15 protein-coding genes are annotated in these 13,867 nt (G+C 72.4%); 4 read left to right on the top strand and 11 right to left on the bottom strand.

The window, feature by feature from the left end; all coding sequences use genetic code 11:
* The 3 genes from ACILRF_RS09655 to purD form a co-directional block, all read left to right on the top strand.
* The coding region (locus ACILRF_RS09655; protein ID WP_395672297.1) for a PhoU domain-containing protein at positions 1–127 on the top strand (127 nt) is incomplete at its 5' end.
* A 17-nt stretch (positions 128–144) separates the two neighbouring features.
* Positions 145–834, top strand: a complete 690-nt coding sequence (gene phoB, locus ACILRF_RS09650; RefSeq protein WP_395672293.1) for a phosphate regulon transcriptional regulator PhoB — start codon at positions 145–147, stop codon at positions 832–834.
* Positions 835–912: 78 nt separating this feature from the next.
* Positions 913–2,178 carry a phosphoribosylamine--glycine ligase gene (purD, locus tag ACILRF_RS09645; protein WP_395672291.1) on the top strand — a complete coding sequence of 422 codons (1,266 nt, stop codon included), beginning with the start codon at positions 913–915 and terminating at the stop codon, positions 2,176–2,178.
* Positions 2,179–2,279: 101 nt separating this feature from the next.
* On the opposite strand, the gene lpxK is transcribed toward purD, so the two are convergent.
* The 5 genes from lpxK to ACILRF_RS09620 are packed head-to-tail and all read right to left on the bottom strand — an operon-like array spanning position 2,280 to position 8,015.
* Entirely contained in the window at positions 2,280–3,287 is a 1,008-nt protein-coding gene (lpxK, locus tag ACILRF_RS09640) for a tetraacyldisaccharide 4'-kinase (protein WP_395672289.1), read from the bottom strand.
* Positions 3,284–4,546, bottom strand: a complete 1,263-nt coding sequence (locus ACILRF_RS09635) for a 3-deoxy-D-manno-octulosonic acid transferase (RefSeq protein WP_395672287.1) — start codon at positions 4,544–4,546, stop codon at positions 3,284–3,286. The genes lpxK and ACILRF_RS09635 overlap by 4 nt, the downstream gene beginning before the upstream one ends.
* Entirely contained in the window at positions 4,543–5,493 is a 951-nt protein-coding gene (locus ACILRF_RS09630) for a cation diffusion facilitator family transporter (RefSeq protein WP_395672285.1), read from the bottom strand. Before ACILRF_RS09630 ends, ACILRF_RS09635 begins: the two co-directional genes overlap by 4 nt.
* A 30-nt stretch (positions 5,494–5,523) precedes the next feature.
* On the bottom strand, positions 5,524–6,228 hold the full coding sequence (locus ACILRF_RS09625; protein ID WP_395672283.1) for a lysophospholipid acyltransferase family protein: 705 nt from the start codon (positions 6,226–6,228) through the stop codon (positions 5,524–5,526).
* Positions 6,225–8,015 carry an ABC transporter ATP-binding protein gene (locus ACILRF_RS09620; protein WP_395672295.1) on the bottom strand — a complete coding sequence of 597 codons (1,791 nt, stop codon included), beginning with the start codon at positions 8,013–8,015 and terminating at the stop codon, positions 6,225–6,227. Before ACILRF_RS09620 ends, ACILRF_RS09625 begins: the two co-directional genes overlap by 4 nt.
* A gap of 79 nt (positions 8,016–8,094) precedes the next feature.
* On the opposite strand from ACILRF_RS09620, the gene ACILRF_RS09615 reads away from it, so the two are divergent.
* Entirely contained in the window at positions 8,095–8,775 is a 681-nt protein-coding gene (locus ACILRF_RS09615; RefSeq protein WP_395672281.1) for a fused DSP-PTPase phosphatase/NAD kinase-like protein, read from the top strand.
* Positions 8,776–8,779: 4 nt separating this feature from the next.
* On the opposite strand, the gene ACILRF_RS09610 is transcribed toward ACILRF_RS09615, so the two are convergent.
* From ACILRF_RS09610 to ubiA, 6 genes are all read right to left on the bottom strand, one after another.
* A complete protein-coding gene (locus ACILRF_RS09610) occupies positions 8,780–9,019 on the bottom strand; it encodes a DUF4170 domain-containing protein (protein ID WP_395672279.1) in 240 nt (79 codons plus the stop codon).
* A gap of 103 nt (positions 9,020–9,122) precedes the next feature.
* The gene (locus ACILRF_RS09605; protein WP_395672277.1) at positions 9,123–10,454 is read right to left on the bottom strand and encodes a TldD/PmbA family protein; all 1,332 of its coding nucleotides are present in this window, start codon (positions 10,452–10,454) and stop codon (positions 9,123–9,125) included.
* Positions 10,455–10,495: 41 nt separating this feature from the next.
* Complete coding sequence (locus ACILRF_RS09600) at positions 10,496–10,897, bottom strand: MAPEG family protein (protein WP_395672275.1); 402 nt, start codon at positions 10,895–10,897, stop codon at positions 10,496–10,498.
* A gap of 10 nt (positions 10,898–10,907) precedes the next feature.
* Complete coding sequence (locus tag ACILRF_RS09595) at positions 10,908–12,434, bottom strand: UbiD family decarboxylase (protein WP_395672273.1); 1,527 nt, start codon at positions 12,432–12,434, stop codon at positions 10,908–10,910.
* A gap of 9 nt (positions 12,435–12,443) precedes the next feature.
* Positions 12,444–13,112 carry a class I SAM-dependent methyltransferase gene (locus tag ACILRF_RS09590; protein WP_395672271.1) on the bottom strand — a complete coding sequence of 223 codons (669 nt, stop codon included), beginning with the start codon at positions 13,110–13,112 and terminating at the stop codon, positions 12,444–12,446.
* Positions 13,109–13,867 (bottom strand): 4-hydroxybenzoate octaprenyltransferase (gene ubiA / locus ACILRF_RS09585; RefSeq protein ID WP_395672269.1); only part of this gene is annotated, 759 nt, incomplete at its 5' end. The genes ubiA and ACILRF_RS09590, both read right to left, overlap by 4 nt.

Genomic DNA, 13,867 nt, shown 5'->3' with positions numbered 1-13,867 from the left:
GCTGTTCGTGGCCAAGAACCTCGAGCGCATCGGCGACCACGCCACCAACATCGCCGAGATGGTCTGCTACGAGGTCACCGGCGAGGAGATGGCGAACCGCCCCAAGACCGACGCCTTCCAGGCCTGAACTGAGGGAAGCCGCCGATGCAACCGCACATCCTGGTGGTCGAGGACGAGGACAGCCTCGCCACCCTCCTGCAGTACAACCTGGAGAAGGAGGGCTACGACGTCGCCGTCGCCGGCGATGGCGAGGAGGCCCTGCTGCTCGTCGACGAGCGCCTGCCTGACCTGATCGTCCTCGACTGGATGTTGCCCAAGGTCTCTGGCATCGAGGTCTGCCGCCGCATCCGCCAGCGGCCCGAGGCGCGCAACGTGCCGATCATCATGCTGACGGCCCGCGGCGAAGAGACCGACCGCATCCGCGGCCTCGACACCGGCGCCGACGACTATGTGGTCAAGCCATTCTCGATGACCGAGCTCGCCGCCCGCATCCGCGCCGTGCTGCGCCGCCTGCGTCCGGGCCTGGCCGAGGACCGCGTCCGTTGCGGCGACATCATCATGGACCGCGTGGCGCACCGCGTGAAACGCTCGGGCAAGGAGATCCACCTCGGCCCGACCGAGTTCCGCCTCCTCGATCACTTCATGCAGCACCCTGGCCGGGTGTTCTCGCGCGAACAGCTGCTCGACGCCGTCTGGGGCTCGGACGTCTACGTCGAGGCTCGGACGGTCGACGTCCACATCGGCCGCCTGCGCAAGGCCCTCAACGCCGAGGACGGGGGCGATCCCATCCGCACCGTCCGCTCCGCCGGCTACGCCCTCGACCTGGAAGGCTAAGCCCACTTCCTCCCGTTCAAGGGGAGAGAAGGCGCTTGCACTTGACCCCCCGCCCCGCGCGGGCGAAAGCGCCGGCTTATGAACATCCTCCTCGTCGGCTCGGGCGGGCGCGAACACGCTCTGGCCTGGAAGATCAAGCAGTCGCCGCTGCTGACGCGCCTTGTCGCCACGCCCGGCAACCCCGGCATGGCCGCGCTCTGCGAAACCCGCGCCGTCGCCGCCACCGACCTCGCCGGCCTTCTCGGCCTGGCGCGGGAGATCGCCGCCGACCTCGTGGTCATCGGTCCGGAAATGTCGGTCGCCGCCGGTCTCGCTGACGCCCTGAACGACGCCGGCATCCCCTGCTTCGGCCCCACCGCCGCCGCCGGCCAGCTGGAGTCCTCCAAGGCCTTCACCAAGGCCTTCGCCGACCGCCACCGCCTGCCGACGGCGCGGTACAAGACCTGCGAGAACGCCGCCGAGGCCATCGCCGCTCTGGCGATCTTCCAGCCGCCCTATGTGGTCAAGGCCGACGGCCTTGCGGCCGGCAAGGGCGTGGTCATCGCCCAGGATCGCGCTGCGGCCGAGGCGGCCATCGACGACGCCTTCGGCGGCGGCTTCGGCGAGGCGGGCTCGCGCATCGTGCTTGAGGAATATCTCGAGGGCGAGATCGGCTCGCTCTTCGCGCTCTCCGACGGCGAGACCTCGATGGTCTTCGGCTGGGCCCAGGACCACAAGCGCGCCTTCGACGGCGAGCGGGGGCCGAACACGGGCGGCATGGGCGCCTATTCGCCGGCCCCGGTCTTCACCCCCGAACTGGTCGAGCAGGTCCGCACCCGCCTCGTCGAGCCCGCCGTCCGCGGCATCGCCAGTGAAGGCGCCCCCTACCGCGGCGTGCTGTTCGTCGAGCTGATGGCCACCGCCGAAGGCCCCAAGCTGGTCGAGTTCAACGCCCGCTTTGGCGACCCGGAATGCCAGGTGCTGATGCTGCGGCTGGAGAGCGACCTCGTCCCCTATCTGGTGGCCTGCGCGAACGGGACCCTGGGCCAGATGCCGCCGCCGGTCTGGCGCGACGCGGCCGCCATCTGCGTGGTGCTGGCCGCCAAGGGCTATCCGGGCAAGGCCCCGGGCGGCAGCGTCATCCGCGGCGCGGACGCCGACCACGGCCCGGACGTCGTCGTCTTCCACGCCGGCGCCAGCCGGGGCGAGGACGGAACCCTGCGCGCCGGCTCCGGCCGCGCCCTCAACGTCTGCGCCCTCGGCCCGGATCTGCGCCAGGCCAAGGACCGCGCCTACCAGGCCGTCGCCGCCATCGACTGGCCGGAAGGCTTCCACCGCACCGACATCGGCTGGCGGGCGCTCTAAGCGCCCCCTCCGTCTCGGCTTCGCCGAGCCACCTCCCCCGTTGCACGGGAGAGGAGCGAAGAGCGTCGACCCGCTCCTCCCCCGCGGGCGGGGGAGGGGCCTTAAAGCCCCACCGCCTCTAACAACCCCGCCAGCGCGCCCGCGTCGTCGAACGCCGCCCGCACCGGCCAGGCCGCGACCCGCCCTCGCCACTCCGCCGGCAGCCGCGCCCAGTCCTTCTCGGTGGTGATCAGGCCCGCGCCCAGCCGCGCCGCCTCCGCGGCCAGCCGCGCCAGCGTCGCCGCCTCGTACGGCGCATGGTCGGCGAACGCCTCGAAGCCGACGAGGTCGCAGCCCGCCGCCCGCAGCGCCCGTTCCACCTTCCACGGCTTGCCGACGCCGGCGAACCCCAGCTGCCGCCCGGCCGGCGGCGCCTGCACGGGCGCAAGATGCGCCGACAGCACCGGCCGCGCCGCCAGGGCGCGCCGCAGGTCCGGCTCGACGGTCGGCAGGTCGGCGGGCAACAGCACCACCGCCGCGTCGGCCCGGGCGAGGCCCACCGCCAGCGGCTCGCGCATCGGACCGGCCGGAAACACCCGCCCGTCGCCGAACGGCCATTCCTCGTCCCGGGTCTCGCCGTCGACCACCACCAGCGACAGGGTCTTTTTCAGCGCCGGGTTCTGGTGGCCGTCGTCCATGACGATCACCTGCGCCCCGGCGGCGACCGCGGCCCGCGCCCCGGCCGCGCGGTCCCGCGCGATCCAGGTCGGATGCTCCGCCGCCAGCATCAGCGGCTCGTCGCCGACCTCGCCCGCCGAGTGGGCCGCCGGATCGACCCGCACCGGTCCGGCCAGCGACCCGCCGTGACCCCGCGACAGCAGGTGGACCGCCCGGCCGCGGGCCGCCAGCGCCTCCGCCACCGCCTGCACGACCGGCGTCTTGCCCGTACCTCCGACGGTGAGATTGCCGACGCAGACCACCGGAACTCCGACCTCGACCGGTCGACCCTTGGCCAGCCGCCGCGCCGTCGCCCCCTGCCAGGCCCAGCCCAGCGGGGTCAGCAGCGTCCGCGCCAGCCGGTGCGCGTCGGGGTCGCGGTCGTACCACCAGCGCGGCGTCGAAAGCTTCATGCGACCAGCGCCTCGATCAACGGAATGGCTTCGTCCAGCGCCCGGCCCTGCCGCTCGGCGTAGGCGAGGGCGGCCTCGCCGCACCGCGCCGCGATGGTCGGGTGTTCGATCAGTCCGGCGATGTGCCGCGCCAGCGCCGCGCTGTCCGCCGCGCGGATCGCCGCGCCCTCGGCGAACAGCTCGTCATAGAGCTCCGCGGCGTTGAACACGGCCGGGCCGGTGACGATCGCACAGCCCAGCCGCGCCGGCTCCAGCGGATTGTGCCCGCCGACCCCGTCGGCGAAGCCGCCCCCCATCACCGTCACGTCGCTCAGCCGGAAGAACAGGCCAAGCTCGCCCAGCGTGTCGGCGACATAGGCGGTGACCTGTGGCGTCAGCGCCTCGCCCTCCGCCCGTCGGGCGACGACAAAGCCCATCTGCGCCAGCACGGCCGCAACCTCGGGCCCGCGCTCCGGATGCCGCGGCGCGACGACCAGCAGCGGATCCTTGCCGCTTGCCTGCACGGCGGCGGCGATCAGCGCTTCCTCGCCCGGATGGGTGCTCGCGGCCAGCACCACCGGCCGGGCGCCGCCGGCGGCCCGCAGCCGCGCCAGCTCGCCCGGGTCCGCCGCGAGCGGCGCGCCGACCCGCTTGAGGCTCAGACGCGGTCCGGTCGCTCCGCCGAGCCGCCGCAGCCGGTGCTCCGTCGCCGCGTCCTGCGGCAGGATCAGGTCGAACGCGCCCAACACCGCTCGCGCCGCCCCGGCCGCCCGGGCCCAGCCGGCGGCGCTCCTCTCCGTCATCCGCGCCGAGATCAGGGCCAGCCGGACGCCGCGCGCCTTCGCCGCCAGGATCAGGTTCGGCCACAGCTCGCTCTCCACGAACAGCCCCGCCGCCGGTCGCCAATGGTCCAGGAACCGTTTCGCCGCGCCGGGCGTGTCGATCGGCGCGTACTGATGGATCACGCCCGGCGGCAACCGCCGGGCCAGCACCGCCGCCGCGGTGGTTGTCCCGCTGGTCACCAGCAGGCTCGCGTCCGGCCGCCGGTCGGCCAGCGCCGCGACCAGCGGCAGCAGCGACACGCTCTCGCCGACGCTGACGCCGTGCAGCCAGATCAGGGTCCCGTCCGGCCGGGCGACGCCCGCCCGGCCCAGGCGCTCCGCCAGCCGGCCGGCCTCCTCCTTGCCCCGCGCCGCCCGCCGCCGCAGCGCCGCGCCGGCCGCCGGCTCGAGCAGGCGCGCGAGCCCCGCATAGACGGCCAGCGCCAGGGGCTTCCTCACACCGCCTCGGCCGGCGACAGGCGGCAGCGGTGGGCCGAGCCGCGCTCGACCTGCAGGGTCGCATGGCCGATGCCGAACCGCGCCTGCAGCCCCTCGCAGGCGGCGTGCAGGAATTCGTCGGCGCCGTCGTTCTGCGGCCGCGTCAGGTGGGCGGTCAGCGCCGTCTCGGTGGTGCTCATCGCCCAGATGTGCAGGTCATGGACCTCGGTGACGCCCGGCTGGGCCGCCAGCCAGGCCCGCACTTCGGCGACGTCCATGCCGCGGGGCGCGGCGTCCAGCGCCAGATCCACCGAGTCACGCAGCAGGCCCCAGGTCCCGAACAGGATTACCGCCGCGATCAGCAGGCCCAGCGCCGGGTCGATCCAGGCGAGGCCGGTGGCCGCGACCACGAAGGCCCCGATCACCACCGCGAGCGACACGGCCGCGTCCGCCGCCATGTGCAGGAAGGCGCCGCGCACGTTCAGGTCCGAGTGGCTGCCGCGCAGGAAGAGCAGGGCGGTCGCGGTGTTGATCGCCACGCCCAGCGCCGCCGTCGCCATCACCACGCCGGTCTCGATGCCGGCCGGCTCCTGCAGCCGATGGATCGACTCCGCCACGATGGCGCCCACCGCCACCAGCAACAGCACGGCGTTGGCCAGCGAGGCGAGGATCGTCGCCTTGCGCAGCCCATAGGTCCGCCGCCCCGCCGGCGCGCGCCGGGCCAGCACCACCGCGCCCCAGGCGAGCAGCAGCGACAGGACGTCCGACAGGTTGTGGCCGGCGTCGGCCAGCAGGGCCATCGATCCGGCCCAGATCCCCGCCGCCGCCTCCGCCGCCACGAAGACGGCGTTCAGCGTCACCCCGATGGCGAACGCCCGGCCCATGTCCTTCGGCGCCGGGTGGTGATGCCCGTGAGCATGCCCGTGGCCGTGGTCGTGCCCGTGGTGATGGTGGTGGCCGTGGCCCATGGCCCTATGTCTCACCGGCCGCCGGGCGGATCAATCGCCGCGCCCGACCAGCGCCTCGGCCCGCCGCGTCGCCGCCGACAGCCGCGCCGACCAGTCGGCGATCAGCGCCTGAACGGCCGCCTCGTCGGCGTCGGGCGGAACGCTGAGCGGCCCCTCCCAAACCACGGCGCCGCGGCCGAACGGAGCGGCGAACATCACCTTGTCCCAGGTGCTCTCGACCTGCCACGCCGGGCTCGCCGCCATGCCCATCAGATAGACCGGCTGCCCGGACCGCCGGGCGATCTGCAGGGCGCCGGGCGCGATGACCTCGTTCGGCCCGCGCGGACCGTCCGGCGTCACCACCAGCGCCCCGCCGCCGGACACCCAGCTCACCGCTTCGCGCAGCGCCGCCACCGCCTGCCGCGCCTTCGCCGAGTCGCCCTTTTTCGCCGAGGAGACGCGGATCGCCGGAAACCCCGACATCGCCAGCGCCTTGGCGATGAACTCCCCATCCGCCGACGGCGAGACGAACGCCCGGGTGCGCTTGCGCCCCCACTGCGGCGCGGTCGCCAGGCAAAGCGGGATGCGGCCGTGCCAGAACAGGGCGATCGCCCCGCTGTCCCCCGCCAGCACCGGCTCCACGCAGGCGAGGTTCTCGTGCCGCCAGCGCACGGTCTTCAGGACGATCTTCAGATAGGTCCCGAGCACCCAGCCCAGCGCCGCCTGGGCCCCGTCGCTGCGCAGCAGCTTCTTCAAGCGCCGAGCTCCGCAGGATCGGGCGCCGCCTCGAGGTCCTGGCTGCGGGCCAGCCGCGCATAGAGCCCCTTGCGCTTCATCAGCGCCGCGTGGTCGCCGGTCTCGACGATCCGGCCGCGGTCGATGACGTAGATGCGGTCGGCGCTGCGCACCGTCGACAGCCGGTGGGCGATCAGCAGGGTCGTGCGGCCGGCCATCAGCCGCCGCAGCGCCGTCTGCACCTGAGCCTCGCTCTCGGTGTCGAGGGCGCTGGTCGCCTCGTCCAGCAGCAGGACCGGCGCATCCTTCAGGAACGCCCGGGCGATGGCGATCCGCTGCCGCTGGCCGCCCGACAGCCGCGCCCCGGCCTCGCCGACCGTCGTCGCATAGCCGTCGGGCAGTCCGGCGATGAAGTCGTGCGCCGCGGCGGCCCGCGCCGCCTGCTCGATCTCGGCGTCGCTGGCCTGCGGCCGGGCATAGGCGATGTTGGCGCGGATGGTGTCGTCGAACAGGAACGGCTCCTGCGTCACCAGCGCCACCTGGTCGCGCAACGACGCCAGCGTCACCTCGCGCACGTCGCGCCCGTCGATCGTCACCCGTCCCGACGTCGCGTCATAGAAGCGGGGGATCAGGTTCAGGATGGTGCTCTTGCCGCCCCCCGACGGTCCGACCAGGGCGACGATCTCGCCACGCCGCGCGGCAAGGTCGACGCCCTCCAGCGCTGGGGGCCCTTCGCCGCCATAGGAGAAGCCGACGTTCTCGAAGCGGATGTCGCCGTCGGCCCGCGCCAGCGGCGCCGAGCCGGGGCGATCGCGAACCTCCGGCTCGACATCGAGCGCCGCGAACAGCCGCCGGGCGGCCTGCATGCCCTCGGCCATCACCGTCTGCAGGTTGGCCAGCTGCCGCAGCGACTGCGAGGCCAGCCCCAGGGCGGCGATGAAGGCGACGAACGCCCCCACGGTCATGCCGCCGTACTGCGAGCGATAGCCGGCATAGGCGATCACCGCGGCGGTGATCAGGGTCATCACCAGCTCGGTCGCCGGCGCCGCCCGGGCCCGGGCGTTGGCGCCCTTCACCAGATGCTTCTGCCGCCGCCGCACCACGTCGCCGACCCGCGCTTCTTCATAGGCCTCGCGGTTCTCGATCTTGACGACCCTGACGCCGTCCAGGCTCTCCATGATCGCGGTCGACAGGGCCGAGGTCTCGGCCATCGCCCCGCGCGCCGCCTTGGTCGTCCGTTTGGAGAACCTGCGCATGATCCAGCCCGACAGCGGCAGGGCGGCGATCAGCACCAGCGACAGCGCCGTGTCGTTGGACACCATCACCGTAATCGCGCCGAGCACGGTCAACAGATGTTGGGTGTAGTTGATCACCCCCGCCGTCGCGGCCTCGCGGATCAGGCCGGCGTCGTAGAGCACCGAGGCGACGTGCGAGCCCGAATGCTGGCTGCGCAGCCGCGCCAGGTCGGCCCGCACCAGCTTGCCGAACAGCTGCAGCTGCACGTCGCCGACCACCCCGTTGCCGATCCGATTGACCAGCGAGGCCTGGATCACCTGCGCCACCGCCCGACCGATGGCCAGCAGGGCGATGGTGACCGGCAGGACGATCAGCTGCCCCGGCTTGTGGTTGACCATCAGGTCGTTGACCGCCGGCTCGAGCACCCGGATCAGCTCGGCCGACAGCACGGCGACGCAGATGGCGGCGACCAGGGCGGTCAGCCAGCCCTTCCAGCGCGGCGCCATATAGACCCGCGCCACGCGGCCGACCACGGCGCGGGCGGAAAGCTCGGGCGGGTCGCGCTCGCTCATGGGCTTGGCGTCGTCCGATGCGATGCCGAAGTCAAGGCGCAGCCTTCCGAACCGCACGCGAACCGCCTAGGAAAGCGGCATGAACGGCGACGTGCAGAACCTCTTCGACCTGACGACGGCCGGCGGCCGCCTGCGCGCCTACGCCGACTACCTGTGGAAGGACCACGCCTACCTGCGCCTGGGCTTCTCCAACGCCCACTGGATCTCCGACGAGCTCGTCCGCACCAACCAGCCGTGGCCGCACCAGCTCGCCGCCTGGAAGGCGCGGGGCGTCAAGACCGTCATCAACCTGCGCGGCGGATTCGACGCCAGCTTCCACGCCCTGGAAAAGGACGCCTGCGAGCGGCTCGGCCTGACGATGGTCGACTTCACCATCACCTCGCGGGAGGTGCCCAGCGTCGCCCGCGTGCTCGGCGCCAAACAGCTCTTCGAGACCATCGCCTATCCGGCCCTGATGCATTGCAAGTCGGGCGCCGACCGGGCCGGCATCATGAGCGTGCTCTACATGCACTTCCGCAAGGGCAAGACCATCCGCGAGGCGATGGACCAGCTGCACCTGCGCTACCTGCATGTCCGCCAGGGCAAGACCGGCGTCCTCGACTACACCTTCGAGCGCTACCTGGAGGAGGGCGAGCCCGCCGGCCTCAGCTTCCTCGACTGGGTGCAGAGCCCGATGTACGACCCGCCGGGCATGAAGGCGAAGTTCCGCGCCGGCATGTGGGGCGGCCTGCTGACCGAGAAGATCCTTCGCCGCGAATAGCCGCCTAGTGGTGGTGGTCGTCGGTGTCCGGGTCCAGCAGCCGGTGGGCGTGGATCACGAAATAACGCATCAGCGCGTTGTCGACCGTCTCCTGGGCCTTCGCCCGCCAGGCCCGCGCCGCCGCCTCATAGGTCGGATAGGCGCCGACCAGATCGACCTTCGTCAGGTCGCGGAATTCCGGCGGCCCGTCGAGCGAGACCATTTCGCCGCCGATGACGAGGTGCAGGAGCTGCTTGTCGGGCATGTCGGACCTTCGGTTCGAGTGGGCTGACGTTGGGGTAAGCCGGACGGCGGGCCGGATCAATGCCGACTTGGCCTTCCTGTCGCGTCAAACGGAAGAGGAAGGGCTAAAGCCCCGCGATCGCCAGGCTGTCGACCAGCAGCGACGGCGCGTTCGACGAGCCGCGGATCTCCAGATCCGAGCCGGGAACCACCCGCGCATAGATGTCGATCAGGTTGCCGGCCACGGTGATCTCGGTCACCGGATAGGCGATCTCCCCGTCCTCGAACCAGAACCCCGAACAGCCCACCGACCAGTCGCCGGTGTTTCCGTTCAGCGACGGCCCGAACATGTTGGTGATCAGCAGGCCCTTGCCCGCGTCGGCCATCAGCCCCGCCTGGTCGCGGTCGCCGGTGCTCATGGTCAGGTTGCTCGGCGACACCCCCGGCGGCCCCGCCAGTCCGCGCGAGGCGTGGCCGGTGGTCGTCAGGCCGAGTTGGCGCGCGGAGCTGGTGTTCAGCAGCCAAGTGGTCAGCACGCCGTCCTCGATCAGCGCCCGCCGCTCGTTGACCACGCCTTCATCGTCGAACGGCGCCGAGCCGAGGCCGCGGATGCGGTGCGGGTCGTCGGTGATCGTCACCCCCTCGGCGAACACCCGCTGGCCCAGCTTGTCCTTCAGGAACGACGTCCCGCGGGCGATCGAGGGTCCGGAGATGGCGCCGATCAGCGGCCCGAACAGCGACGCCGCCAGCCGGTTTTCGAAGATCACCGGCGCGGTGGTCGAGGCGATCTTGCGCGCGCCAAGCCGCTGGGCGGCCCGCCGCCCGGCGTCCGTCCCGATCCGCGTGGCCTCCGGCAGGTCGCGCCGCCAGCGCGCCGAGCGGCCGTCATAGCCGCTCTCCATCCCGCCTTCGTCGCCGGCGATCGCCGAGGCGGTCAGGCCGAAGCCCGAGGCCCGGTGCTCGCCGGAGAACCCGGCGCTGGTCACCATCCGCCACCGCGACGCCGACCACGAGGCCGAGGCGCCGTCCGAATTGGTCACGCCGGCCACCTCGCGCGCCGCCGCCTCGGCCGCCCGCGCGTCGGCCTCCAGGGCGTCGGCGCCGGGCTCTTCCGGATCATAGAGGTCGAGATCGGGCAGGACGCCGCGCGCCAGCCGTTCGGGGTCGGCGAGACCGGCGTAGGGGTCCTCGGGCGCCAGCCGCGCCATCGCAACCGCCCGCTCCACCAGCCGCGCCCGGGCCGCGGCGCTGACATCCGATCCGGACACCACCGCCTGCCGCTGACCGACGAAGACCCGCAGCCCCAGATCGCGGGATTCCTCGCGCTCGACCTCTTCCAGGTCGCCCAGCCGCACCGTCACCGACAGCGCCTGGCGCTCGGCGCCGATGGCCTCGGCCGCGTCGGCGCCGGCCTTCAGCGCTGCGTCGACCACATCTTTCAGCAGGTTCTCGTCCATGCGTCGGATATGGCCGAGCAGGCCCGCCCCGGCAAGGCGAGCTAGGGAACGGCGTAGAAGATCAGCGCCACCGCGACGGCCAACCACGACAGCCAGGTCAGCACCACGCCCGTCGAGCGTAGCACCGACGCCTCGGAGCCGCGCGACAGGGCCACCGCCTCGACCACCCGGCCGGCGAACAGGGTGACGCCCATGACGTGGATCACCGCCGGCGCGGCCCCGGCCAACGCCAGGACCGTCAGGCCGATCAGTCCGGCCGGGGCGTAGAGGGCCGCGCCGCGGAACGCCCGCACCGCCTGGCCCAGCGCCGGCGCTTCGCCCTCGCCGATCGGCGTCTGGTGCTCGCGCCGCTGCCGGAACACCAGCACCGACAGCACCAGCAGCAGCAGCAGGTGTAGGCCGGTCCACAGGGCGGCCGCTTGGGCCGGCGCGGTCAGGTCCATGGCGTTCCCCTCAGCCGACGGGCTTGCCGTCGCCCGGAAGGCCGAGCTTGGCCCATTTTTCGGTGACTGTCGCCACGACGTCCGGATCCATGAAAAGCTTGCGGCCCCACTCGCGGTGGGTTTCCGGCGGCAGCTTGTCGGTGGCGTCGAGGCCGATCTTCGAGCCCAGCCCGCTCTCCGGCGAGGCGAAATCGAGGTAGTCGATGGGGGTGTTTTCGACCAGCGTGATGTCCCGCGCCGGGTCCATCCGGGTCGACACCGCCCACATCACGTCCTTCCAGTCGCGGGCGTTGATGTCGTCGTCCACAACGATCACCCACTTGGTGTACATGAACTGGCGAAGGTAGCTCCAGACGCCCATCATCACGCGCTTGGCGTGGCCGGGGTAGGCCTTCTTCATCGACACCACGGCGATGCGATAGCTGCAGCCTTCGGGCGGCAGCCAGAAGTCGACGATCTCCGGGAACTGCTGGCGCAGCAGCGGGATGAAGACCTCGTTCAGCGCCTCGCCCAGCACGCTGGGCTCGTCCGGCGGCCGGCCGGTGAAGGTGGTCAGATAGATCGGGTCGCGCCGCATGGTGACCGCCGTCACCTCGAACACCGGGAACGGCTCGACCGAGTTGTAATAGCCGGTGTGGTCGCCGTACGGCCCCTCGTCGGCGTACTCGTCCAGCCGCACGACGCCCTCCAGCACGATCTCGGCCTGGGCCGGCACCAGCAGCGGCTGGGTCTTGGCGGGAACCAGGTCCAGCTTGCGGCCGCGCATCAGCCCGGCGAACTGGTATTCCGAAAGGGTGTCCGGCACCGGCGTCACCGCCGCCAGGATCGTCCCCGGATCGGCGCCGATCACCGCGCAGGCCGGCAGGGCGTCGGGCTTGCCGGCCGCCTTCCAGCGGCGGTGGTGCTGCGCCCCGCCGCGGTGCGCCAGCCAGCGCATGATCAGCCGGTTCTTGCCCAGCACCTGCATCCGGTAGATGCCGAGGTTGTAGTCGTCCTCGCGCGCGTCCGACGGACCCTTGGTCACCACCAGCGGCCAGGTGACCAGCGGCGCCGGCTCGCCGGGCCAGCAGGTCTGGATCGGCAGTTGGCTCAGGTCGACGGCGTCGCCCTTCATGACCACCTGCTGCACCGGCGCGCTCTTCACGACGTTCGGGCGCATGGCCATCACCGTCTTGGCCAGCGGCAGCATGTCGAAGGCGTCCTTCAGCCCCCGCGGGGGCTCGGGCGCCCGCAGGAAGGCCAGCAGTTCCCCGACCTCGCGCAGGTCCGCCGCCGTCGCCCGCTCGCGACCCTCCAGGGTCACGCCCATCGCGACGCGCTTCACCGTCCCGAACAGGTTGACCAGCGCCGGCATCGCCGATCGCTCCCCGTCCGCCCGGATCACGTTCTCGAACAGCACCGCCGGCCCGCCGGTCGCCAGCAGCCGCCGCTGGATCTCGGTCATCTCCAGCACCGACGACACCGGCTCAGTCACCCGAACCAGTTCCCCCGCCGCCTCCAGCCGCTCCAGGAACTCACGCAGCGATCGATAAGCCATGGCCGCGGTTTAGCCGCCGCGCGGAGGCGGGTCCATCGCCCACACGCTCGTCCGCTTGACCTCGAAGTCCTCCAACTCGCGCGTCGTCGGCACCTGGTACTCGGCGAGCTTCGTCAGGCCGCTCTTTGGAAAGTAGGTCCGGCCCGGATCGCCGACCAGCACGGTGGCGCCCCGCCCATGGGCGGCGTGCAGCCAGGCCATGACCGCCTCGGCCATCGGCTTCTCGTAGCAGATGTCGCCGGCCAGGATGACCTCGGCCCAGTCCGCCGCCGGCGCCTCCAGCAGGTTCTCGCCGGTGAACTCGACCGCAACGCCGTTCGCCTCGGCGTTCAGCGCCACCGCCGCCCCGCAGAACGGGTCGATGTCGGCGCCCAGCACCCGGCTCGCGCCCGCCTTGGCCGCGGCGATGGCGACGATCCCCGAGCCGCTCGCGAAGTCCACCACCCGCCGTCCGGCGACGATCTCCGGATGGTCGAGCACATAGCGCGCCAGCGCCTGACCGCCGGCCCAGGCGAACGCCCAGAACGGCGGCGGCAGGCCGATTTCCGCCAGGGCCTCCTCGGTCATCCGCCAGATCGGCGTCACCTCGTCGGCCAGGTGCAGGCTCAGCTCCGGCGTGTGCGGCGGAGCCTGCGTGCGGGTGTTGGCGAGGATGAAGGCCTTCCGATCCTCGATCATAGGGCGCTGAAGCCGCCGGCGACGATCGCCGCGAACAGGATCAGCCCGGCCCGGGCGTTCGACTTGAACAGCCGCAGCGCCAGCGCCGGCTCGTCGACCCGCGCCTGCAGCGCCTGCTGCACCAGCCGCACGCCATAGAGCGCCGCCAGCGCATAGAACCCCCAACCGAGGTGCGCCGCCCAGCCGGCCGCCAGCGCCAGCGTCAGCGAGATCAGATAGAAGGCCAGCACCGCGCGTGGCGCCTTCGCCCCCAGCCGCCGGGCCGACGACTTCACCCCCGCCAGGGCGTCGTCCTCCAGGTCCTGAATCGCGTAGAGCGTGTCGTAGCCGAGGGTCCAGAACACGCCGGCCGCATAAAGCAGCACGGCCGGGACGCCGATCTCGCCGGCGTGCGCCGCATAGCCCAGCAGCGCCCCCCAGTTGAACGTCAGGCCCAGCCACGCCTGCGGCCACCAGGTGATCCGCTTCATGAACGGATAGGCCGCCACCAGCGCCAGCGAGGCGGCGCCGAGCGCGATGGCCGGCAGCGGGAAGGTCAGCAGGATCAACAGCGAGACCAGGCAGCAGCCGATCACGAACGCCCAGGCCTGCTTGACGCTGATCTGCCCCGACGGGATCGGCCGCCCGGCGGTCCGCGAGACCTTGGCGTCGAAATCCCGGTCGACGATGTCGTTGTAGGCGCACCCCGCCGCCCGCATCAGCGCCGCCCCGATCAGGAACAGCGCCAGCAAGGTCAGGCTCGGCCGCTCCCGCTC

The sequence above is a fragment of the Phenylobacterium sp. genome (assembly GCF_044236515.1).
GTDB lineage: Bacteria > Pseudomonadota > Alphaproteobacteria > Caulobacterales > Caulobacteraceae > Phenylobacterium.
This window is presented reverse-complemented; position numbering and strand designations above follow the sequence as displayed.

Coding starts and splice junctions, on each gene's coding strand:
- ACILRF_RS09590 (WP_395672271.1), bottom strand. CDS start 13,112: ATGATCGAGGATCGGAAGGCCTTCATCCTCGCCAACACCCGCACGCAG.
- phoB (WP_395672293.1), top strand. CDS start 145: ATGCAACCGCACATCCTGGTGGTCGAGGACGAGGACAGCCTCGCCACC.
- lpxK (WP_395672289.1), bottom strand. CDS start 3,287: ATGAAGCTTTCGACGCCGCGCTGGTGGTACGACCGCGACCCCGACGCG.
- ACILRF_RS09610 (WP_395672279.1), bottom strand. CDS start 9,019: ATGCCCGACAAGCAGCTCCTGCACCTCGTCATCGGCGGCGAAATGGTC.
- ACILRF_RS09600 (WP_395672275.1), bottom strand. CDS start 10,897: ATGGACCTGACCGCGCCGGCCCAAGCGGCCGCCCTGTGGACCGGCCTA.
- ACILRF_RS09605 (WP_395672277.1), bottom strand. CDS start 10,454: ATGGACGAGAACCTGCTGAAAGATGTGGTCGACGCAGCGCTGAAGGCC.
- purD (WP_395672291.1), top strand. CDS start 913: ATGAACATCCTCCTCGTCGGCTCGGGCGGGCGCGAACACGCTCTGGCC.
- ACILRF_RS09630 (WP_395672285.1), bottom strand. CDS start 5,493: ATGGGCCACGGCCACCACCATCACCACGGGCACGACCACGGCCACGGG.
- ACILRF_RS09620 (WP_395672295.1), bottom strand. CDS start 8,015: ATGAGCGAGCGCGACCCGCCCGAGCTTTCCGCCCGCGCCGTGGTCGGC.
- ACILRF_RS09615 (WP_395672281.1), top strand. CDS start 8,095: ATGAACGGCGACGTGCAGAACCTCTTCGACCTGACGACGGCCGGCGGC.
- ACILRF_RS09595 (WP_395672273.1), bottom strand. CDS start 12,434: ATGGCTTATCGATCGCTGCGTGAGTTCCTGGAGCGGCTGGAGGCGGCG.